General features: G+C 71.8%; 18 protein-coding genes. 10 read left to right on the top strand and 8 right to left on the bottom strand.

Translation table 11 applies throughout. The features are described from left to right. The first annotated feature begins 15 nt into the window (after positions 1-15). From AB0R04_RS22390 to AB0R04_RS22380, 3 genes are all read left to right on the top strand, one after another. Positions 16-1065, top strand: a complete 1050-nt coding sequence (locus AB0R04_RS22390) for a transglycosylase family protein (protein ID WP_363373803.1) — start codon at positions 16-18, stop codon at positions 1063-1065. A 184-nt stretch (positions 1066-1249) separates the two neighbouring features. Beyond that, on the top strand, positions 1250-2662 hold the full coding sequence (locus AB0R04_RS22385) for a M14 family zinc carboxypeptidase (protein ID WP_363373801.1): 1413 nt from the start codon (positions 1250-1252) through the stop codon (positions 2660-2662). Between the two features lie 185 nt (positions 2663-2847). Then, positions 2848-3582, top strand: a complete 735-nt coding sequence (locus AB0R04_RS22380; protein ID WP_363373799.1) for an alpha/beta hydrolase — start codon at positions 2848-2850, stop codon at positions 3580-3582. A gap of 142 nt (positions 3583-3724) precedes the next feature. Here AB0R04_RS22380 and AB0R04_RS22375 read toward each other — a convergent pair whose 3' ends face one another. Next, a complete protein-coding gene (locus tag AB0R04_RS22375; protein WP_363373797.1) occupies positions 3725-4660 on the bottom strand; it encodes an FAD-dependent monooxygenase in 936 nt (311 codons plus the stop codon). A 66-nt stretch (positions 4661-4726) separates the two neighbouring features. Here AB0R04_RS22375 and AB0R04_RS22370 point away from each other — a divergent pair, with 66 nt between their 5' ends. Then, on the top strand, positions 4727-5158 hold the full coding sequence (locus AB0R04_RS22370; RefSeq protein WP_363373795.1) for a TetR-like C-terminal domain-containing protein: 432 nt from the start codon (positions 4727-4729) through the stop codon (positions 5156-5158). Between the two features lie 292 nt (positions 5159-5450). Further along, on the top strand, positions 5451-5996 hold the full coding sequence (locus AB0R04_RS22365; protein WP_363373792.1) for a hypothetical protein: 546 nt from the start codon (positions 5451-5453) through the stop codon (positions 5994-5996). 26 nt (positions 5997-6022) lie between these two features. Here the strand turns inward: AB0R04_RS22365 and AB0R04_RS22360 are convergent, their stop codons facing one another. From AB0R04_RS22360 to AB0R04_RS22345, 4 genes are all read right to left on the bottom strand, one after another. Beyond that, positions 6023-6706, bottom strand: coding sequence for a hypothetical protein (locus AB0R04_RS22360; RefSeq protein WP_363373789.1), 684 nt, complete (start codon positions 6704-6706; stop codon positions 6023-6025). 202 nt (positions 6707-6908) lie between these two features. Continuing rightward, positions 6909-7424 (bottom strand): hypothetical protein, encoded by a 516-nt coding sequence (locus AB0R04_RS22355; protein ID WP_363373786.1) that lies wholly within the window; start codon positions 7422-7424, stop codon positions 6909-6911. 311 nt (positions 7425-7735) lie between these two features. Then, on the bottom strand, positions 7736-8077 hold the full coding sequence (locus tag AB0R04_RS22350; RefSeq protein ID WP_363373783.1) for a hypothetical protein: 342 nt from the start codon (positions 8075-8077) through the stop codon (positions 7736-7738). Between the two features lie 307 nt (positions 8078-8384). Further along, entirely contained in the window at positions 8385-8804 is a 420-nt protein-coding gene (locus AB0R04_RS22345; protein ID WP_363373781.1) for a peptidase inhibitor family I36 protein, read from the bottom strand. Positions 8805-9652: 848 nt separating this feature from the next. On the opposite strand from AB0R04_RS22345, the gene AB0R04_RS22340 reads away from it, so the two are divergent. After that, entirely contained in the window at positions 9653-10873 is a 1221-nt protein-coding gene (locus tag AB0R04_RS22340; RefSeq protein WP_363373779.1) for a hypothetical protein, read from the top strand. A 452-nt stretch (positions 10874-11325) separates the two neighbouring features. Here AB0R04_RS22340 and AB0R04_RS22335 read toward each other — a convergent pair whose 3' ends face one another. Next, the gene (locus AB0R04_RS22335) at positions 11326-12648 is read right to left on the bottom strand and encodes an ALF repeat-containing protein (RefSeq protein ID WP_363373776.1); all 1323 of its coding nucleotides are present in this window, start codon (positions 12646-12648) and stop codon (positions 11326-11328) included. 184 nt (positions 12649-12832) lie between these two features. After that, positions 12833-12985: a hypothetical protein gene (locus AB0R04_RS22330; RefSeq protein WP_363373774.1), complete on the bottom strand. Its 153-nt coding sequence runs from the start codon at positions 12983-12985 to the stop codon at positions 12833-12835. Positions 12986-13174: 189 nt separating this feature from the next. Between AB0R04_RS22330 and tgmA the strand changes: the two genes are divergently transcribed. The 3 genes from tgmA to tgmC are packed head-to-tail and all read left to right on the top strand — an operon-like array spanning position 13175 to position 15569. After that, positions 13175-13462 (top strand): putative ATP-grasp-modified RiPP, encoded by a 288-nt coding sequence (gene tgmA / locus AB0R04_RS22325; protein WP_363373772.1) that lies wholly within the window; start codon positions 13175-13177, stop codon positions 13460-13462. Then, a complete protein-coding gene (tgmB, locus tag AB0R04_RS22320; RefSeq protein ID WP_363373771.1) occupies positions 13462-14433 on the top strand; it encodes an ATP-grasp ribosomal peptide maturase in 972 nt (323 codons plus the stop codon). The genes tgmA and tgmB overlap by 1 nt, the downstream gene beginning before the upstream one ends. Continuing rightward, complete coding sequence (gene tgmC, locus AB0R04_RS22315) at positions 14430-15569, top strand: ATP-grasp peptide maturase system methyltransferase (RefSeq protein WP_363373768.1); 1140 nt, start codon at positions 14430-14432, stop codon at positions 15567-15569. Before tgmB ends, tgmC begins: the two co-directional genes overlap by 4 nt. A gap of 363 nt (positions 15570-15932) precedes the next feature. On the opposite strand, the gene AB0R04_RS22310 is transcribed toward tgmC, so the two are convergent. Beyond that, entirely contained in the window at positions 15933-17615 is a 1683-nt protein-coding gene (locus AB0R04_RS22310; protein ID WP_363373765.1) for a phospholipase, read from the bottom strand. Positions 17616-18042: 427 nt separating this feature from the next. On the opposite strand from AB0R04_RS22310, the gene AB0R04_RS22305 reads away from it, so the two are divergent. Next, positions 18043-19386, top strand: coding sequence for a hypothetical protein (locus AB0R04_RS22305; protein WP_363373762.1), 1344 nt, complete (start codon positions 18043-18045; stop codon positions 19384-19386). Positions 19387-19911 lie beyond the last annotated feature (525 nt).

Here is a 19911-nt window from a genome sequence, read left to right as displayed (position 1 = left end):
GGAAGTCAGTCGAGCATGCCCGAGAACAAGTCGACCACCCGTCACACCGGTTACACCCGTCGCACCCGCTCGCTCGCCGCTGTCGCCCTGGGGGCGTCCGTCCTGTCCGTCGCCTCCCAGGCACCGGCCCAAGCCGCCTCGGTGGGCACCTGGGACAGGGTCGCCCAGTGTGAGAGCACCGGAAACTGGAGCATCAACACCAACAACAGCAACTACGGCGGCCTGCAGATCACGCTGCCCACCTGGAAGGCCTACGGCGGCCTGGCCTACGCCTCCCGGCCCGATCTCGCCACCAAGAAGCAGCAGATCCTCGTAGGGGAGAAGATCCTCGCCGGCCAGGGCCCCGGCGCCTGGCCCAACTGCAACGCGGGCCTGAGCACCGACCACGCCAAGCCGTACTCGGACCGGATCGGCGCGTACGACCCGGCCACCGCCACCTTCTACGAGAGCAACGACAACAGCACCGTTGCGGGCTCGGCGAAGTTCGGCAACGCGGGCTGGACCCCGCTGGTCGGCGACTGGAACGGCGACGGCGTCACCAGCATCGGCGCCTACGACCCCGCCACTGCCACGTTCTACCTCAGCAACGACAACAGCACGGTCGCCGTGACCACGACGTTCGGCAACCCGGGCTGGATCCCGCTGGTCGGCGACTGGAACAAGGACGGCAAGGACAGCATCGGCGCGTACGACCCGGCCACCGCCACCTTCTACGAGAGCAACGACAACAGCACCGTTGCGGGCTCGGCGAAGTTCGGCAACGCGGGCTGGACCCCGCTGGTCGGCGACTGGAACGGCGACGGCGTCACCAGCATCGGCGCCTACGACCCGAACACCCAGACCTTCTACCTCAGCAACGACAACAGCACCACCGCCGTGACCGCGAAGTTCGGCAACCCCGGCTGGAAGCCCCTCGTCGGCGACTGGAACGGCTCCGGCAAGGACAGCGTCGGCGGCTACGACCCGGCCACCGCGACGTTCTACCTCAGCAACGACAACAGCACCGCCGCCGTGACGACGAAGTTCGGCAACCCCGGCTGGATCCCCCTCAAGGGAAGCTGGTAACCGCTCATCAAGGGAAGCTGGTAACCGCTCACCGACCAGCTCACCCGGACGCGAACCGGGGCCGGCGGCGGGCCTTGAGGACCGCGGCCGGACAACACCGCGCACACCGGGCGGCGGCCTGCACCAGGAGGTGCAGGCCGCCGCCGTTGGCGCGAGACTGGCGGGCAGACAAGGGAGGGCACCGATGTTGACCGATACGTCGACCAGCGCCGGCAGGGCGATCCTGCTTCACGACCGGCACCCCACGCTGGAAGAACTCGCCGACACAGCACACCTGTTGGCCGCCAGGCACCCGGAACTCTGCCACGTGCGCACCGCCGGAACCTCCCGCGCCGGCCAGCCGCTGGTGCTCCTGACGATCGGCCGCGCCACCGCCACCGACAGCGTGCTGATCGTGACGGGTGCGCATGCCGACGAGTTCTCCGGCCGCGCCGGCATCGTGGAACTGGCCCACCGGGTCCTCGCGCAGCCGTCTCTGCACGAGGCGGTGACCTGGAACTTTCTGCTCTGCCTCGACCCCGACGGGGCACGCCTCGCAGAGGCCGGCGCCGGCACCCGAAGCCTGCCCGAGTACTTCGAGCACTACTTCCGCCCCGCCGCCGAGGAACAGCCCGAGTGGGCGCCGGCGATCGGCGGGAGACTGCCCGAGAGCCGGATCCTCCTCGACCTGATCGACGACCTCCGGCCGTCCCTCCAGTTCTCCCTCCACAGCGCCGACGTCGGCGGGACCTTCCTCCAGTCGACCTGCGATCTGGCCGGCCTCGCCGAGCCGTTCGCAAAATCCGCCGCCGGACTCGGGATCCCGGTCGAGACCGGCCCCTACGACGCCTTCTGGCTGCGCGAAGCGGGCCCAGGCGTCTTCATGATGGCGCCGCACCACATCGACCAGCAGGAAAGCAGCACCGGAATGCTGGCGCCACCTCACGCCGACCAACCTCACCCCGGCCAACCCCAACCTCACCCCGACCAACCTCACCCCGATCAGCACCAGGAGACAGGAGGCGTCCGCGCCACCACCTGGTTCGCCCCCCAGCGCTACGGCGGCGAGACGGTCATCGTCGAGACGCCGGTCTGGGCCAGCGCCCACCTCGGGGACACCCGCCCGGCCGACGACCCCTACGCGCGCCTGACCGCCTGCGCCGGCCAGGTCCGGGAGCGCGGACGCCTGGTCACCGACCTGATGGACGAAGTTCTGCCCCACCTGGACGACAGCCCCCTGCTCCGGGCCGCGCACACGCCGCTGACGGCATCGCGGCAACTGGCCCACGAATGGGACCCGCAGGCCGCCGGACAGCGCCTCCTCCACCCGACGCCCATGACGGAGGCGAGACTCGCCGGCATCGAACTGTGGGCCCACCGGATCCCGGTCCGCGCGGCCGCGCTGCTCCGCCGCGCCGTCGAGGCGGCCAAGGCACCCACCACACCGGCCACCGCCCGACTCGACCACCTCCTCCAGGACTGGTGCGCCCAGTACCAGCAGCGCTTCCAGCCGCTCTGGCTGCCCGTCGCCCGCCAGGCAGAGCACCAGGCGAACACCGTCCAGGCCGCCGTGGCGCTCAGCCGTCCGACGAGGCCCGGCGTTCGGCGCGACCGGTAGAGCGCTCCGCAAAAACCCGTTTGGTGGGCGAGGTGACCGCTGCTATGTTTTCGGAGGCCGTGCGAGAGAACGAGGAGGTGGTACCCGTGAACGCAGTATTCACATGGGTGCTCTCCTCCGGGGTCACGGTCGGGCGATAGGTCGTCCGGGAGCGCCGTTTCAGAGCCCTCCCGAAAGGCACGACCATGCACTTCACTTCTGAACAGCGTTTCGACGACGGTGTCCTCGAGCGCGAGTTCACCCTCGGCGAGATCCCCGGCATCCTGTGGACGCCCGGATCCGTATCCGCGCCGGCGCCGCTGATCCTGCTCGGTCACCCTCCCCTCGGACTGCGCAGGATGTACCCCCGACTGGTGGCCCGGGCCCGGCACGCCGCGGCGGATGGCTTCGCCACGGCCACCATCGAGCTCCCCGGAAGCGGTGACCGGCCTCGTTGGCCCGCCGTGGAGCAGGCCCGCGCCGACCTGCGCCGGGCGATGGAGGCCGGCGAGCCGGTCGGCGACGAGATCGTCGACGCCCTCGTCCTCCCGCTGGTCGACAAGGCGGTCCCGGAATGGCAGGCCGCCCTGGACGCCCTCCTCACGCTGCCCGACATCGGCGGCCCGGTCGCGTACTCGGGGGGAGTGATCTCCATCGGCGTCCGGCTGGCGGTGGTCGAGCCGCGCATCTCGGCCGCCGTTCTGTTCGCCGGAAGTTTCGTGCCCCGCTCCATGTTCGAGGAGGCCCGGCAGGTCACCATTCCGCTGCATGTCCTGCTGCAGTGGGACGACGAAGGGAACGACCGGCAGGCGGCCCTGGACCTGTTCGACGCCTTCGGCTCGAAGGAGAAGTCCCTGCACGCCAACATGGGCGGGCACACCGGTGTCCCGCAGTTCGCCGGGGACGCCGCGGCCCAGTTCTTCACCCGACACCTGAGGTGAGGCCGGGCCGTCAGACCGGCGGCTGACGGTAGCTGATGTCGGCCGGCCTGCCACTCGTCGACGGCAGGTCCCGGCCGTCTACAGATCTCTGCACCGTGGGCCCCTGCCGAAAACTCTCGGCAGGGGCCCGTGCTGCCTGAAGTCAGAACTGTTCGATTTCTGCAGAGCTTCGAGTGCTGCCCGAACTCGTGTACAGGTGCTGTCGGTTCTCGTGGACAGAGCCACCCAACGCCTGTCGCGTGGCGGCGCCGAGGGCTGTGAGGGGGGCCGGGGCGGCGTGGGCGGTGCGCCAGGCGATCACGTGGTCGGGACGGACCAGCAGGGCGCCGTGGTCGCCGATGCCGCAGGTGTCGGCGGGCCATTCCGTTGCCGGGGCGATCCGGCGGGGCAGAAGTGCCGTGTCGAGGAAGGCGTTGTGCGGATCCAGTTCGCGTGCGGCCCGGATCCAGGGGTGTCCTTGGGGTCCGGCGAGGACCAGGTAGCGGCCGGCGCGGACCAGGTCGAGCGTGGAGTGGGGCCGGTCCGTGCCGGGCAGGGGCAGGGGCAGGTGCGGCCGGGTGCCGGGCTCGCCGTGCCAGTGTTCCGGCTCGTCGGCCGCCGGGTGGGCGGCGGCCGGGTCGTCGCCGGGCACGGGGTAGCGGTAGCCGATGGCCACTGCCGCCTCGCTGAGCAGCGGGCGGTCCTCGATCGGGGCCCGGGCGCGGTCGCGGGCGCGCAGGAGTGCCTGGTCCACGGTGATCCGGCCCACCGCGCGGCGCTCGGTTTCGTAGTCGTCCAGCAGCCGCGGGTCGGCGTGGCCGCGCAGGACCGAGACGAGTTTGGTGGTGAGGTTCCAGGCGTCCTGGATGCCGGTGTTGGTGCCGAATCCGCCGGTCGGCGGGGTGACGTGGGCCGCGTCGCCGAGCAGGAAGACGCGGCCGGCGCGGTAGGAGTCGGCCAGCCAGCCGCCCATCTGCCAGGGCCGGTGTCCGGTGAGCGTGAAGTGCGACGGCGCCAGGCCGAGCGCGCGCGAGACGATGCCGCGGCAGCGCCGGACGTCGAACGCGGCTGGATCCGTGGTGCCGGGGTCGTAGGTCACCGACACCGTCCCGCGGTCCTGTGTGGCCCCGCCACCGACACGGCCATCATCGATGCGGTCCTCGGCATGGTCGCCTCGGGCGCCACCCTCACCGGCCTGTCGCTGGTGACCATCGCCAAGCAGGCCGGAATCTCGCGCAACAGCGTCTACCGGCGCCGGAAGACCAAGGACGAGCTCTACCTCGACGTGCTGGAGACGATCAACGAACCGCGGCTCTTGCCGGCCGGCGCCGACACCCGCGCGGACACCCGCGCCGACCTCGCGGTCCTTCTCCGAGCCCTGGCCGAGCGCGTCGTCGACGAACGGGCCAGCAGCATGCTGCGCGCTCTCAACGCCGAGGCCGCAACCTTCCCGCGGCTGCACAGCCGCTACTTCGAGGAGATCGTCACTCCCCGCCGGAATGCCATGAACCATGTCCTACGGCGCGGCGTGGAACGAGGAGAGATCCGCCTCGACGTCGACCTCGTCCTCGACGGTGCGGCGCCCGCGCCGAGCTGAGGAGAAGAGCGGACCGGACTGCGGCCTCCGCCACGTCGGCGCCGCCTCCACCTGCGCACGGGCGCGCCCGCCCGGCACCGCGCCGCTCACCGGCATCGGGTGCTGCCGGGCCAGGGTGGGGCATTGCACGCCAACTTCCTTGCTGTCATCCTCAGTTGGCCGTATCGGTACCGGCGGTCCGTCGGGCAGGCTCTGCGCAGCGAGCGCGGCGAGCGCGGCGGGGGCGGTGGGCGCAGCAGCAACAACGGGGGCGGTGGTCGTGGTGCGTACGCGGGGAGGCGGCGTGTGGGGTGTGGCAGCGCGTGTGGCGGTGCGAGCGGTGGCGGGGATGCTGGCGGTGGCGTTCCTGACCGGGGCGGTGTGGCTGGCCTGGTGGCTGAGCGCGGAGCGGATGGGCGCGGCCATGGGGCTGGGCCCGCCGGACGGCGTGGTGCTGGTGGACCGCTGTTACGAGGTGTCCGACAGCGAGGGCAACAGCGACGGCACCAACTGCCAGGGGCGGTTCACGCCGGCCGGCGCCTCCGCGGGCGACGCCCGCCCGATCGTGGTGAACGGCACGACCGGCAAGCACCGGGCCGGCACCCGGCTCCCGGTGCGGCTGGTGCGGGGCGTGGCCTACGAGCCGTCGTCGGCGCCCGCCGTGAAGTACGGCACCGGCGCGGGCGCGGTCCTCGTACTGGGCGCCGTGCCGGCCGGCTGGCTGCTCGTCGGAGTCCGGCGTGGTGAGGCCCCGGAGGTCATGACCCTGGTGGTCGGCCTCTTCATCGGGTTTGCGGCCGTGGCGGTCCTGGGCATCGTCGTCGGCTTGCTCGCGGGCCTCGTCGAACTGGCGCTCTGAGCGGAGCCGGGCCGTCGACGTGGTGCTCACCTGGTGATGTCGCCGTCCGGCATATCCCGGACGGTGACCTCCTTGCCCTGTCGGCCCAGGATCTTGGCCACCACGTCACCGATCCCCTTCGCGTCGCCCGTCGGCTCGGGGACCGACCCGTCGGTGTACCGCTCGATGGCCTTCCGAAGGTACGAGGGGTTCCAGGCCCCGACGGCCCCGCTGACGTCGACGGCCGCCACCCGTCGGCCACCGACGGCACGCCTGATGGCCGGCAGGACCTCGTCCGAGTAGTACTTCCCCGGGACCTGGAACAGGCTGACATGGCCGCCGACCTTGCCGCCGTCCCGCAGGTAGACGGTGACGACCAGGCAACTGGTCACCGACGGATAGGTGATCGTCCCGTGCGGACCCACCTCGCCGACCTCGCCCTCCGTGATCGAGAGGGCGGTCGCGGGCGCACCGGCCTGCCGGACCCCGGCTACCGGGCCGGACACAGCACCGAGCCCGGTGATGTCCTCGGTCCCGACAGCCTTGCCGAACGCGGCCCTGACGGCGCTGACGGCCCTGACGGAGCCGACGGAGTCGACCGCCTCGGTGGGTGCCGGGCCGTGCGCCGTCGCCCCATCGCCCCCGCCTGCCGCGCAGGCCGCCAACACCAGCACCGCGCCGACGGCCAGCCCGACCCTTCCCACGCACCGCCCGGACACCACGAACTTCATGACCCCACACCCCACGAATCCGGTCTGCACACACCCGCGCACGCACGCGGCGACACATGCTCCCGAGTGCGAACGATCTCGTCAACCCGACACCCGACGGCCGGCTGCCGGGGGTCACCGGCGCCGGTCGTGTGGCCGCCGGCAGCGGTCGCCGTGGTCGGCCCGTCCGGGGGAGGGGGAGTCGGCTCCGATCGTCGCCGGGTCAGGCGTCGGGGGAGTCGGTGATCCACCGCAGGACGTCCTCGGCGACCTCCACCGGGGCGCGGCCGGAGCTGGTGAAGGCCGTGGGGACGAGTTCGCGCAGTTCGTCGGCGTCCTGGAGGGCTTCCTCGACCTGCTCCGCGCTCCAGCCGCGGGCGGCCAAACGGACGCGGCGGTCGTGGTCCGCGCAGTCCAACCGCGCCCAGACGACCTCCGGGGCGTCCGGCACATCGGCCGCGGCGGCCTCCCACTCGGCCGGGGTGAGGGGGCAGGACACCAGGACGGGCCCGCCTCCTCGCGCGAGCATGCCCGCGATCCGCACCCACAGGCGGTTGTAGTCGGGCCAGACCCCGGACGCGTCCGGGGAGGTGATGTCGATACCGAGCAACCGACCGTCCTCGTCGGGCAGTTCGTCGAAGTCGACCACCGTGACGGGCCGTTCCCGTAGCCGGCCCAGAAGTGTCGACTTGCCCGCCCCCGGTGCCCCGGTGATCAACCGCACCACAGACCTGACCATGCCGATTCCAGCCCCGCTTCCGTTGATGACCGGCACCCCGGATCCTGAGTGCCCAGCCGACCATAGCGGGACACCTGTCCTTCGTCCCCCAGGATCCGGCCGCAAGCCGCGCTCCGGTGCCGCAACATCCGTGTTCTGTTCGCGAGTTCGCGTTGATCCGGCGACGAACCGGCCGGGGGCGAATCACCGATCGGGCTGCGGGTCCCGGCCCGGCGGGCTCTCGCCACGCAAACTCCATCTGGCGCCGGTTCGGCCCCGAGGCTGACCACGCTCTCGCCGCCGACTGGACCGGCTGCTCGCGGCCGGCGAGCTTATTGGAAGTACTTCCAGGCACCGCACGACGAGAGGCTGCCGTTCCAGTTGCAGATCCGGGCCTGCTTGATGGGGTACTTGAAGGTTTTCGCCTTGGGTCCCATAGCGATCATGAAGATGCCGGTGTGTTCGCCGCTGGAAAGATAGAGGTCCAGGGCAGCTCCGACTCCGTCGTCGCTGTCGTCCGTGATCGTTCCGATCGCGCCTTCCACGTAGGCGTAGTCGCACAGGCCTCGGTCGCAGCTCGACCAGCCGGTCCCGGCGGCGCTGGCCGGGCTGGCGGTCAGGAGTGCTGTTGCTGCGAGGACGGGTACCACTGTTCCTGCGAGTCGCTTGATCATTCGATGCTCCTTCTCGTGTGATTTCTGTTCGGAGACCCAGTGGCGGTTGCTACGGGGTTTGTGGTGCGGGTTTCCTTTGCTTGACGGGCCGTTGATCCATCGATCGACAGTTGGGAGACCTCCTTGGAGGCTCCTGGCCGAATGGCGGGTCCGCGCAGAAGAGCGCATCGTTGAACGAGCGGTCTCCCGATGCAAAACTCGCGGACCCGCCATCGACCGAACTGCCTACAAGGCCGCCATCAGCATCGCCATGCTCACCACCAGCCCTTGACGGCCCTGGCGCCGCCCTGGCTGAACGGCGGTGCTGCTAGAAGAGGTTGACGAAGGTCGCCTTGTCGTTGATTCCCCACGGGACGTTCACCGGCGGGCCGTAGGGGGCGGAGCCCATCAGGTAGTTGTCGCCTTCGTAAAGGCTCAGGGTGCCGCCGCTCCTGTTCCAGAAGGAGCTCGTCCTGGAGTCCATGCCGTAGTTGGCAAGCCTCCAGCGCCCGGAGCTGGGAACCACCCAGATCTGGCCGCCGCCGTTGGTGTCCGAGAACAGGCATGCCTGGGTGTGGATGCAGTTGTCCCACACCGTCGCCAGGGATTCGCTGCTGGCGGCGATCGGGTAGATCACGGCAGGAGCGTCGCTCCTTTCGCCGACGGCCGCCTGGGCCGAGGCGGTGCCGGCCGCAGACGCGGTCATCAGGATGGCGCTGGCCGCGGCCAGCGCGAACTTCTTGCGCATTTTCTTCCTCTTTCTTGTCAATCTTGTGGTCTGCAATGCTTTCCACACGTAGCGCTCCGGACGATTTGTGAGGAGCCCTTGGCTCCTGCCGAAACGGTTTTACAAATACGACCGACCGCCGACGCCCATTTCTTCCGCAACACCGCGCTATTCCCGGCGCGGCGGGAGCGGCTTCCCGGTGGTCCGGCCGGTCGTGTTCGTACGCGGAGACGGCCGTGTCACGGGACCCTCCAAGTTGTCCGAAGAACCGGTGGAGACTCCACAGTGCAGCCTGTTTGATTGTCCATCTACAAGAACCCGGCCGAAGGCCAGGTGGGCGGCGGACAACCCGGTTTGGCCGCGGACAGGACAAGGGGGCTTGGGGTGGCTGGTGTTGGACGTCCGCAGGGGCGGCTCAAGGGGGAGACCGAGCAGGCGGATGCCCTGGCCGGGTTCGTGCGGGAGGTGACGTCGGGGGTCACCGCCCGCGAGCTCGGCCGGCGTTACACTCACCCCGCGTCCCCTGCTTTGTCCGCAGACAACCGGATCGTCCGCCGCTCACCTGGCGTTTGGCCGGTTTCTCGTTGATGGACAACCAGAGCGGCTCGCATGGTGGGACCTCCACCGGGTCCGAGCGCTTGGACGGCTCTTGGCGGCCTCCGGCGAAAGGGACTCCCATGCGTCCCAGGAAGATCGCGGTACTCGGCTCGGCAGTCCGCGCACGGAACCGTCGACCCCTTCCGTTCGGCCGCGGCCGCGGCCGCAGCCGTCTCCCACCACGTCGGCGCCTGCGAGGCCCGGCGGGCGGCGGGCTGCTCCGGACGGGACCCGGGCAGTAACCTCAGCCGGTGCGGCGCGTTGGGGGAGGCGTGCCACAGTCTGCATCCACCCCCAGCTTCAGCAACGCCACCGCCGTTCCGGCCGGCAAACCCCAGGCGCTGCCCTTCCTCCTGACACTCCAGCAAGGCGCGGCGGCGCGCACGCTGCTGAGCTACGTGGCCGCCCTGCCACTGCCGGATCCCGGCCAGCAGCTCCTGGCCGTCGTGGTGGCGATCCGGGCCGCACGCGGCGGCACCGGCAACCTCACCGGTACTGACCTGTCCGCCCTGCGGCTGGGTGATCCCCGCGAAGTGGTCGATGCCCTCCGCGGCCTGGGCTGGCTGATGGGCGACACGATTTTCAGCAGCGACCCGGTCGCACCTGCGACGCCGGTCACCGTTCCGGATCTGGCCCGCGAGGCCGACCACCCCCTGCCGTTCGGAAAAGCGGTGCGCTCGCGCGTATCCGGGTGGACCACACGGGCCTTGTCGGCCAAGCCGGTCCGCAAACTCCCGCCGGCCGCCCGGCTGGCGGCCCTGTTCGCCGCCGCACACAGCACCTCCACGCTCCTCGGACAGATCCCGCCCGACCTTCCCGAAGCCTGCCGGGCCGCCCTGCCGGACCTTCTGGCCAAGGGCTTCCTCGCCGAACTCGCCGACGGGCGCTACCGCCTGGATCCCCAGGTGGGCCACCTCGCGGGCATGCGTCCGCCCACCGCCCAGGAGAAGGCGGCAGACCCCGAAGCCGGCACCGGCACCAGCACGACCGTGACTCCGGGATTCGACTTCAACGCCGCCGCGTGGACGCAATGGAAGGACGCGGCCACGCCCGCCCTGCGGCGGCACGCGGAGAGCGTCGAGTACTGCGCCCTGTGCGCGCTGGGCCCGGAACGGGTCGCGATGGCCTTCACGCTGCCCCCGCCCCGACCGTCACAGCAGCCTTCCCTGGACGGCAGGAGCCAGACCGCGTACAAGCGGTGGAAGGACGCGCACCCGGACCGCGGGCCGCAGGCCGCGCAGTTCACGGTGGCCTTCCGCGCCGAGCACGGACACGGTCCGTCGTTCAGACAGCTCTGCAAGGGGCTGGGCTCGCGCCCCGACCTGCGCGAGGTGAACCTCTTCATCGTGCACCGTCTCGTGGCGAACGGATGGCTCACCAGCACCGACCAGGTGCCATGGACCCTCCGCCCGGGCCCGACCGCCCAAGACCAGGGCATCACCCTTCCCCAACGCCGCAGCCCCGCGACGACCGTCCCCGCAGCCCGCCCCTGACCGTCCCCACCGACGGCTGCGGCCGAGTACAGACGAAGTGCCGCGAAGGCTCGCCTCGATGGGGAAGGCCTCGGCTGCCGCCGGAACGCAAGTCACCGCAGGACTCCGGGAGTCGGCAATGCAGGCAGGCCGACCGGCGTGCTCACACCGGCCGGACGATGGCCAGCCGGCAGGGACCGTCGCGTTCACGAGCGTCCCGAGGCGCGCACGGGGCGCCCGAGCCTGCCCAAGCCGCCAACTCCCCGGCAACCAAAGGCATCACGGCGCCCCCGGTACCGCCGCTGCTCCGCCTCACGGACACGCCGCGCCTCAACGCCGGCGGCCCGGCCGGGTCGACCAGCCGCCGTCGGCCCGGCTGGGGGCGTGGGCGTAGGTGTGGCTGGGGGCGTGGGTGTGGGCGAAACGCTCCGCCGGCCGGTGTGAGGTGCGGGCCGGCCGGCGGAGGAGGGTGATCAGGCCTGCGAGCGGCGGCGCGAGGCGACGACCGCGCCGGCGCCCAGCACGACGGCCGCGCCGGCGGCGGCGCCGAGCTGCCCGAGCGGGGCGGTCGTGCCGGTGGCGGCCAGCGAGCCACCGGCGGTGCTCCGGCCGTCCGTGGTGGTGGCGGCGGTCGTCGTGCCGGTGGTCGTCGTCCCGGTGGTGGCCGAGGCGGCCGCGACAGCGGCGTCGGGGGTCACGGCGGCGACCGCCTGGGTGGTGCCGGAGCCGCCCCGCGAGGTCTCCTTAGCGGTCTCGGCAGTGGTCTTCGCGGCGGCCTGGTCCTTGGCCCGGGCGGTGAACTGGCCCTCCTTCAGGAAGGCCCGGACGTCCGCGATGCCGCCGTCGAGCGCGGCGAGGCCGGCCTTGCGGACCTCGGGCCCCCCGGCCTCGATGAGCTGCGAGACGTGGATCCGGTCGTCACCCGCCCGCAGCGGCTCCAACTGCTCCTTCAGGAAGTGCTCGACGTCCGCCGCGCTGCCGGCGAGCGCCTTCTCGGCCGCCTCCCGGACGTGGCGGCCGGTGCCCGCGTCGGCGAGGATGTCCTGCACCTTGGCGCGGTTCTCGTCCTCCGCCCGGGCGACGTACTGGCCGGTCTTCAGGAAGGCACGGACGTCCTCGATGGTGCCGGACATCGCGGCGTTGGCGGCCTTCTTCACCGCCGGGCCGCCGCGGGACATGATCTGGCTGAGCAGGACCCGGTCGTCGTGCTCGGCGGCCGTCTTCAGCCCCGTGTTGAGGAAGCGCTCGACATCCGCGGCGGTTCCCGCCAGTGCCTGCTGGGCGCCCTCGCGCACACCCGGTCCGCTGTTCGGGTCGTCGAGGAGCTGCTGCACCTTGGCGCGGTTCTCGTCCTCGGCCCGGGCCGTGTACTGGCCGACGTTCAGGTAGGCGCGGAACACGTCGAGGTCGTTCGAGCCGAACACGGTGTTGGCGGCCTTCTTGACGGCCGGGCCGGCGGCGTTCATGGTCCACAGGATCGCGATCCGCGCGTCGTCCCGGCGAATCCTGTCCGCCTCCACCGCGAGGAAGCGCGCCCGGTCCGCGGGGGTGCCGGCGAGGGCCTGGCCCGCGTGCTCGCGCAGGTAGTCGCTCGGAGCCGTGAGCAGGTAGTCGTTCGGGTAGACGAGCAGCCTCTCGATCGCTGCCCGGTTCTCCTCGTCCGCCTTGGTCTCGGCCGGGTCGGTCTGCCCTTGCCCCGCCGGGACGGTGTCGGCGAACGCCGGGGCGGCGCCCAGGGCGACGGGTGCGGCGGCCGCGGCAAGGAGGACGGCAGCGAGCGAATGACGGATCTTCAACGGTCCCTCGGGATCTGAAACACGGGTGGGCCCGCCGCGGCTTCACGACGGTCGGCCGAGTGATCGTATAGCAACGACACCCCCCGCTGGCGAACACATTTCCGTCACGTCCCACACCCCGGCTTCATTGCGCACCGCCTGGTCACACCAGCCGGGAGAGCTGCCCGGCGCCCCCGTCCCTGGCTCAGCCCTCGTACGCGCGGGCGGCAGCGCCGAGGCGGGCGGTCAGTGTCCGGGCGACGGTGCCCAGGGCGTGATGCAGCCGCAGGTGCTCGGCACCGGTCACCGCCGCCCGGGTGTCCAGCAGGTCGGCGCGGGACGCGACGCGTCGTCGCACCGGTTCTCGCCGGGAGTCCTCGACCGGCGCCCGCCCGCTGCGAGCAACACGGCCAGGCCCACGCGAGTTGGCCGGGACCCCTGGCGAACGGCATGCGCGTTACGGTAAGCATTCTCTCAACTACGTACTGTGGGAACCTGCTTGTGCTGACGGCCGTACGGCCGCGGCCCGTGAAGGAGGTACACCGGGATGACCCGATCGCCCGAACCGCCGTGGGGCACCACCCGTATGAGGCCCTACCCCGACACCGAGCCCGTTCCCGGCCTGATCGCCGTGATCGATCCGGAGACCCAGGTCGCCGTCTACTTCGACGGTGAAGGTCGGCAGGTCACGATGGGTGCGCACGGCACCAGCACCGACACCAGCAGCCCGACCAGCACCGGTCAGGGCGGCGGCGACGGGAACAGCGGGGGCCAGGCCGCGCCCACCGACATGGACAGCATCACCAGCAACGATCAGGACCAGGGCACCGGCTGATGACCGGAGATCGGCCACGGACCGTGCTGGTCCTGACCAACCCCTACGACGCCACGGCGGACGTGGTGCTCCGCATCCTGGCCGAGCGGGGCGTGCCGGTCGTCCGCACGGATCCCGGTGCCGATCTCCAGCAGGGCGCCGCGCTGACCACCCGCTACGAAAAGGACGGACAGCGCGGCACCCTGACCACCGCCACCCGGGTCCTCGACCTCGGCCGCGTCGGATCCGTCTGGTACCGCCGCCCCTCCACGTACGAGGCCCCGGCCGGGATGGAGGGGCAGGACGCGGCGTTCTGCCGGGCCCAGGCCCACTGGGGGGTCGGCGGCATTCTGGCCGCGCTTCCCGGCGCCCACTACGTGAACCACCCCTGGCGGGTCCGCGAGGCCGAACACAAGCCCGTCCAGCTCCATGCCGCGCTCACCAGCGGCTTCACCGTCCCGGCCACGGTCATCACGACGGACCCGGACCAGGCCCGCGCGTTCTGCCGGGCCCAAGTCGGCGGCGCCGTCTACAAGCCGCTGTGGAACAGCCCGTACCGGGGAGAGGACGGCCGCGCCGCGCAGGCGTGGGTGTCCGAGGTGAGGCCGCAGGAGATCACCGAGGCGGTCGCGGCCTGCCCCCACCTGTTCCAGGCCAAGGTGGACAAGGCGTACGACGTGCGCCTCACCGCCGTCGGGACACGGCTGTTCGCGGTCCGGATCGACAGCCCCGACCTCGACTGGCGCCGCCGGCAGAACCTCCTGACCTACACCCAGGTCGCGGTGCCCGACGATGTCGCCGCTGCCGTGGCCCGCTACCTCGGCGCCTTCGGCCTGGTCTTCGGCGCCTTCGACTTCGCCGTCGACACCGCCGAGTGCTGGAACTTCTTCGAGTGCAACCCGAACGGTCAGTGGGCGTGGTTCCCGCCGCCGATGACCGACCTGATCGCCGAGGCCCTGGCCGACCGACTCCAGAGAGGCACCAACCCGTGAGCACCCCCGCCGAACTGCGCGCCGCCCTCGTCGACCGGCTCACCGCCGACGGCGCCCTCACCGATCAGGCCTGGCGCGCGGCCGCAGCCGCCGTGCCGCGCGAGACCTTCGTCCCCGAGTACTTCCTGCCCGTGCCCGCCAGCGCGCCCACGGCCTACGTTCCAGTCCTGTGCGACAACCCCGGCCGCCTGGAGGGGGTCTACCGCGACCAGACGCTGGTCACCCAGCTCGACGGCCATCTGAGCCCCTCCGACGTCCAGGGGCCGGTGGCCGGCGCCCCCTCGTCCTCCTCCACCCTCCCCTCCCTCGTGCTGGGGATGTGGCAGCAGCTCGATGTCGAGGCCGGCCACCGTGTGCTGGAGATCGGCACCGGTACCGGCTACTCCACCGTCCTCGGCGCACACCGCCTCGGGGAACAGAACGTCGTGAGTGTCGAAGTCGACCCGGAAATCGGGGTGCGGGCGGCGGAGGCGGTCAAAGCCGCGGGCTACTCTCCCACCCTCGTCATCGGCGACGGCCTCGCCGGGTACGCCGACGGCGGACCGTACGACCGGCTGATCGCGACCTGCTCGGTCCGCCACCTCCCCCTCCCGTGGCTCCACCAGGTCAGGCCCGGCGGAAGGATCCTCGCCACCTTCACCGGGTGGAGCTTCGCCTTCGGCCTCGCACTCCTCACCGTCACCGGGCCCGGCTGCGCGAGCGGCCGCTTCCTGCCCGGCTACGTCAACTTCATGGTCGCCCGGCCGCACGACCGGCCCCCGCGCCAGCCCGTCACCCTGCTCTCCGGCGACGAACGGCCCAGCGAGATCGACCCGGCGATCCTGGGTGACTGGACCGGCAAGTGGGTCGCCCAACTCGCCGCCCCCTCCGCCGAGATCATCGGCGCCGGAGACCAGCAGATCCTCGTGGACTTCGCCACCGGCTCCCACGCCCGCACCACGCCGAACCCCGACGGCGGCTGGACCGTCACCCAGCGAGGGCCCCTGCGCCTGTGGGACCAGGCCGAGGCCGCCATCCGGGCCTGGCAGCAACACGGCGCCCCCCACCAGGAGGGCTTCGGCATCACGGTCGACGGCGACGGCCAGCGCGTGTGGATCGGCACCGAAGAAGGCCCCACCTGGAACCTGCCCATCTGACCGGCGGCCGGGGCCGAGCCCCCCCGAGGCTTCGGCTGCTCACGGCACCTCGGCGCGCGAGTCCGGGTACCGTCCCAGGACGACAGGAGGAGCAGCAGCCACCCACCGCAGGACCTCGTGGACATGGCCGCCGAGGACACGGTCGCCACCGCCCACCCCCGGCGGCCGGCCGCCGGCTGATCGCCGAGTTGGAGCACCGAGGTCCCGAGGCGATGTGGGAAGGCACCTGCCTGCGAGAACGGCCACCCGGTGCCGAGAACGGACACCGGGCACCCCGCTACGACGTCGGCAGGACCGTCCAGCGCCCCGAGGCCCGCGAGACCATGGGCGGGCCCGGAAGATCCTGGCGGATGGAGAACGCGCTCAGTTCGGGCAGATGCCGCGGGTGTAGTCGACCGTGGCGGCGGCCTGCGAGTAGTGCCACTCGGGTGCCAGCAGGTTCGCGTCGAGCTGGGCGGCCGCGTTCGGGTTCTCCACCAGGTAGCCGAAGTCCTGCAGCCAGGCGGGGTAGAGGTTCTTCGATCCGACGAAGAACGCCGAGCCGTCGACCGCGACGACCTTGTGGTGCAGTGCGAACGGGTGACCGTCGGCCCAGTTCGCGGTCGGCGCCGCGCGGAAGGAGGCGAGCTGGAGGTTCCGGCACATGGCGGCCTTCGCGCCGGACGCGTCGCCGGTCCGGGCCGCCAGCCGGGCCTGGAGCGCGTCGCTGATCTCCGCGAGGGATTTGATCTGCGAGTAGCCGCCGCTGCCGACCGTGCCGCGGTTGGCCGGGTCGCTCACCACGATGCGCACCTTCACGTTGGCGGCGAGCTTGGCGGCGAGCAGGTCGTAGAGGCGCAGGTCGTAGCGCGGCAGCGGCGGGCAGGTGCCGTTCAGGTCCTGCTGGGAGATCTCGATGTGGCTGGTGGCGCCGGCCACCAGGGCCCGGAGCGCGCTTTCTTCGGGGTTGACCGTCTCGTAGTCGCGGTCGCCGTTGGTGTTGTCGTGCAGGGCGACCAGGCCGCACTTGGCGTCGGCGGCGGCCGGCAGGTCCGGCTGGTAGGTGGAGGCCGGGTCCACGCTCCGGATGCCGACGCCCAGGCCGCCGATCGCGATCACCGGCAGGTTGCCGGTGGCCGGCACCGGGCCGGGGTTGGCGTCCTTCTCCAGGTTCGGCAGGCAGGGCGCGCCGTTGCTGGAGGCGAACCAGGCACTCGACAGCACTCCGGTGTTCTTGCAGGTCCAGCCCCACAGGGTGTCGAGGTAGGAGCCGGCCGAGGCGGCGGCGGGGCCGGTCAACGCGAGGTCGACGTCGGACACCGGGTGGGTGGTGTCGATGTAGTCGTCCTTCCAGTTGTTGATGCCGCCGGTGATCACGCTGTGGCCGTCCACCACCAGCAGCTTGGAGTGGTTCCAGGACAGGGCGGTCTTCGAGGTGGTCATCGAGGCGACGTTCAGCGTGACGCCGGCGGCGGCCGGGCCGAGCCGGGCCAGCAGGTCGTCTCGGTAACTGGTCGGCAGCGCGGTGATGTTGTAGAGCGGGGCGGCTCCCACCAGGACCCGTACGGTCAGCTTGTTGCCCGCCGCCACCGAGGCCTTGAGGCCCGCGACGATCGCGTCCTGGAACGCGCCGTTGGGGAACGGTGCGAGGGTGGAGATGTCGACGGTGCGGGTCGCGCCGGCGATGTTCGCCGTCATCTTGGCCAGCAGCTTCTCGCTGCCGGCCCGGTCGGTGCAGTTCGGGTCGCCCCAGCAGTTCGGGGTCTGCAGCAGCCAGCCGGCCGGGTCACCGGCGGGGGCGTCCAGGCTGTTGCCGCCGGTGCGCTGCCAGACCGTTCCCTCCAGGCCGGGTGAGACCTGACGCAGCGTCTGCTCGACGGCGTCCAGGTGCGGGGTGTCGGTGGCCGCGGGCGCCGCCGGGGCAGGTATCTGCGTGTCGGCGGAGGCGGAGGCGGAGGCGAAGGCGGGGGTGGCGGGCAGTGCTGCCAGCGCCGTGCCGAGGGTGAGAGCGGCGGTGAGCGTGGTGCGGGCGGCGCGGCCGAGGCGGTGGGACGGGTGACGAAGCACGGGTAATCCTTCAAGAAGTGGCAATGTTCACCTGAAAGGCCCCTTAAAAATACCTGATAGTAACTTGAGGATGCGTCAGGGGCTTGTCGGGATCCGCCCGCTGGGACTGACGGCCCGGCTGTGACCGGGCTCGGCTGATGGGCCGGGCGTGACGGATCTGCGGGCGCGTGGGCACCAGGCGCCTTCTCCTGCGCCGAGGGCGTCCGCCGTCGGCGGGTGTTCGGAGACGGGGAGAAATTTCTTTCCGATCGCCTGCAACCCCTGGCCGGGCTCCACGTCTATGACAGTGAGAAGCGGGGCCATGGTCGCCCCCCCGGCCGCACACAAACCTGCTGCGGCCCGCTCGCCATCAGTCATTCAGTCATTCAGCCATCAGTCATCAGCGCGCTGCTGCGGCCTGCCCGCAGAACGGTTTCAGGGGAGAACTGTGTCCACCATCGTTCATGTTCGTCGCACCCGTCGTACCCGTCGTGCCATCGTCGTCGCCGCTGCCCTCGGCGTAGCCGCAGTCTGCGGATCGGTCGTGGCCGCCGCCCCGGTGGCCTTCGCGGGGGAGCCGTCGCACACCTCGCTCTCCGTCCAGGCCCCGGCCTCGGTCGGATTCGCCGGTGGGCCGGTCGAGTTCACCGAAAACATCACCAACTCGGGCCAGGAGAGCACTGGTTACCACCTGGAGCTGCAGACCGTCACCGACGTCGGAACGCCGCCGGACGCGATCGTCATCGACTACAGGGACCCGGCCGACGGTACGTGGAAGTCGGTGCCGCTGGGGATGACCTACACCTCCGGAAGTGTCGTGTACGACGGGACGGTGCCCGGGCTCACCGTCCCGGCGGGGCGGACCCTCAGGGTCGACCTGCGGATCGGCGCGCCGATGGGCCTGCCCCACGACGGCGCCACCAACGGCGGCTTCCGGTCCATCGCCCTGCATTCCGCCGTCGTCGTCGACCCCCACGAGGCGGCGCAGGCCGAGGTGACCAGCACGATCAAGGTCACCTCGATCACGAGCTCGCTCGACCACGTTCCCGCCACCGCCGTCGCGGGCGGCGCGCCGGTCGAGTTCGACGCCATCCTCGACAACCCCACGCCGTCCGACTACACCAACCTCGGTAACGTCCTGTTCGTGGACCGGTACGCGACCGTGCAGGTGCGTACGGCGGACGGGGCCTGGCGGACGCTGGACAAGGTGGCCGGAATCGCGCCCGACGACCCCTACGGCGTGTACCTCCAGGGCCGTGACTCCGGCCTCCGGTCGGGTGGCAAGGTCGTCGCCCGGGTGCGGGTGTCGTACGACGCGAAGACTCCGGCGGGCACCACCACGCTCGGCCCGTGCGTGTTCGTCAACGAGGGCCTGCCGTTCTGGGGAACCACGAAGTGCGCTGCCCGTTCGACGATTCAGGTCCTGCCCGCCGCCACGAAGACGTCCGGGCCGAGCCCGTCCTCCTCCTCCTCGGCCCCGTCCTCTTCCTCGGCCCCATCGGCCTCCTCCGCCCCGTCGGCCCCGGTGTCCTCGGCCCCGGCCGGCGCCGCCGTGCCGGTCTCCGCGTCCTCCCCGAGCGCCCCGGCTCCGGCGGACCCGTCCACCACCTCCACCGCGCCGTCCGCCCCGCAGGCCCGCGCCGCCGACGCCGCGCAGCCTGCCGCGCCGTCGTCCGTCCAGCTCGCCTCCACCGGGGCCGACCACACCGCGGGCCTCGCCGTCGGCGGTCTTGCCCTGACGGCCGCCGGGGCCGGCGCCCTCTGGCTGCGCCGGGTGCTGCGCCGGGCCTGAGCGCGCACGGGGAAACCGAACGCGAAGGAGCCCGCCACCCTCCCCAGGTGGCGGGCTCCAGCCGTGGGCGGCACGTCGGGCGCGCGGTGTCAGGGCCGGCGCGCGGATGCGGGTGCTGACCACGGGTACGGGAGCTCGCCGAGTGGGGCGTGCGGCTGCTTCGCCCGGCCCGCAGGGGCGAGCCCTCCCACAGCCCCGTGCGGACGAGTTCACCCGGACGCTGCGACGAGGATGGCGCCGGGCCGGGGCGCCGGGACGCAGAGTAGATAGTCCGATAATAATGGCGCGAAGGGGACGTGGCAGTGTGCGCAAGAGCCGGAGCGGGCCTCAGGCTGGGATCCGTCCTGGGCGGCCTGATGTTGACGGCGTGTTCGACCCCCGCCCCGCATGCCGTGGACGGCAGCGGCGGAGAGCCTCGCGGCAGTGCGGTGGTCATCGCGGCTGATCAGGCGCCCGGGCAGGCAGCCGTGCCGGGTGATGCGTCGGGTGATGCGGCCGATCCGGGGTCCGGGCCGGCCGGCGTTC

It is taken from the genome of Kitasatospora sp. NPDC056731, from assembly GCF_040687675.1.
GTDB lineage: Bacteria > Actinomycetota > Actinomycetes > Streptomycetales > Streptomycetaceae > Kitasatospora.
This window is presented reverse-complemented; position numbering and strand designations above follow the sequence as displayed.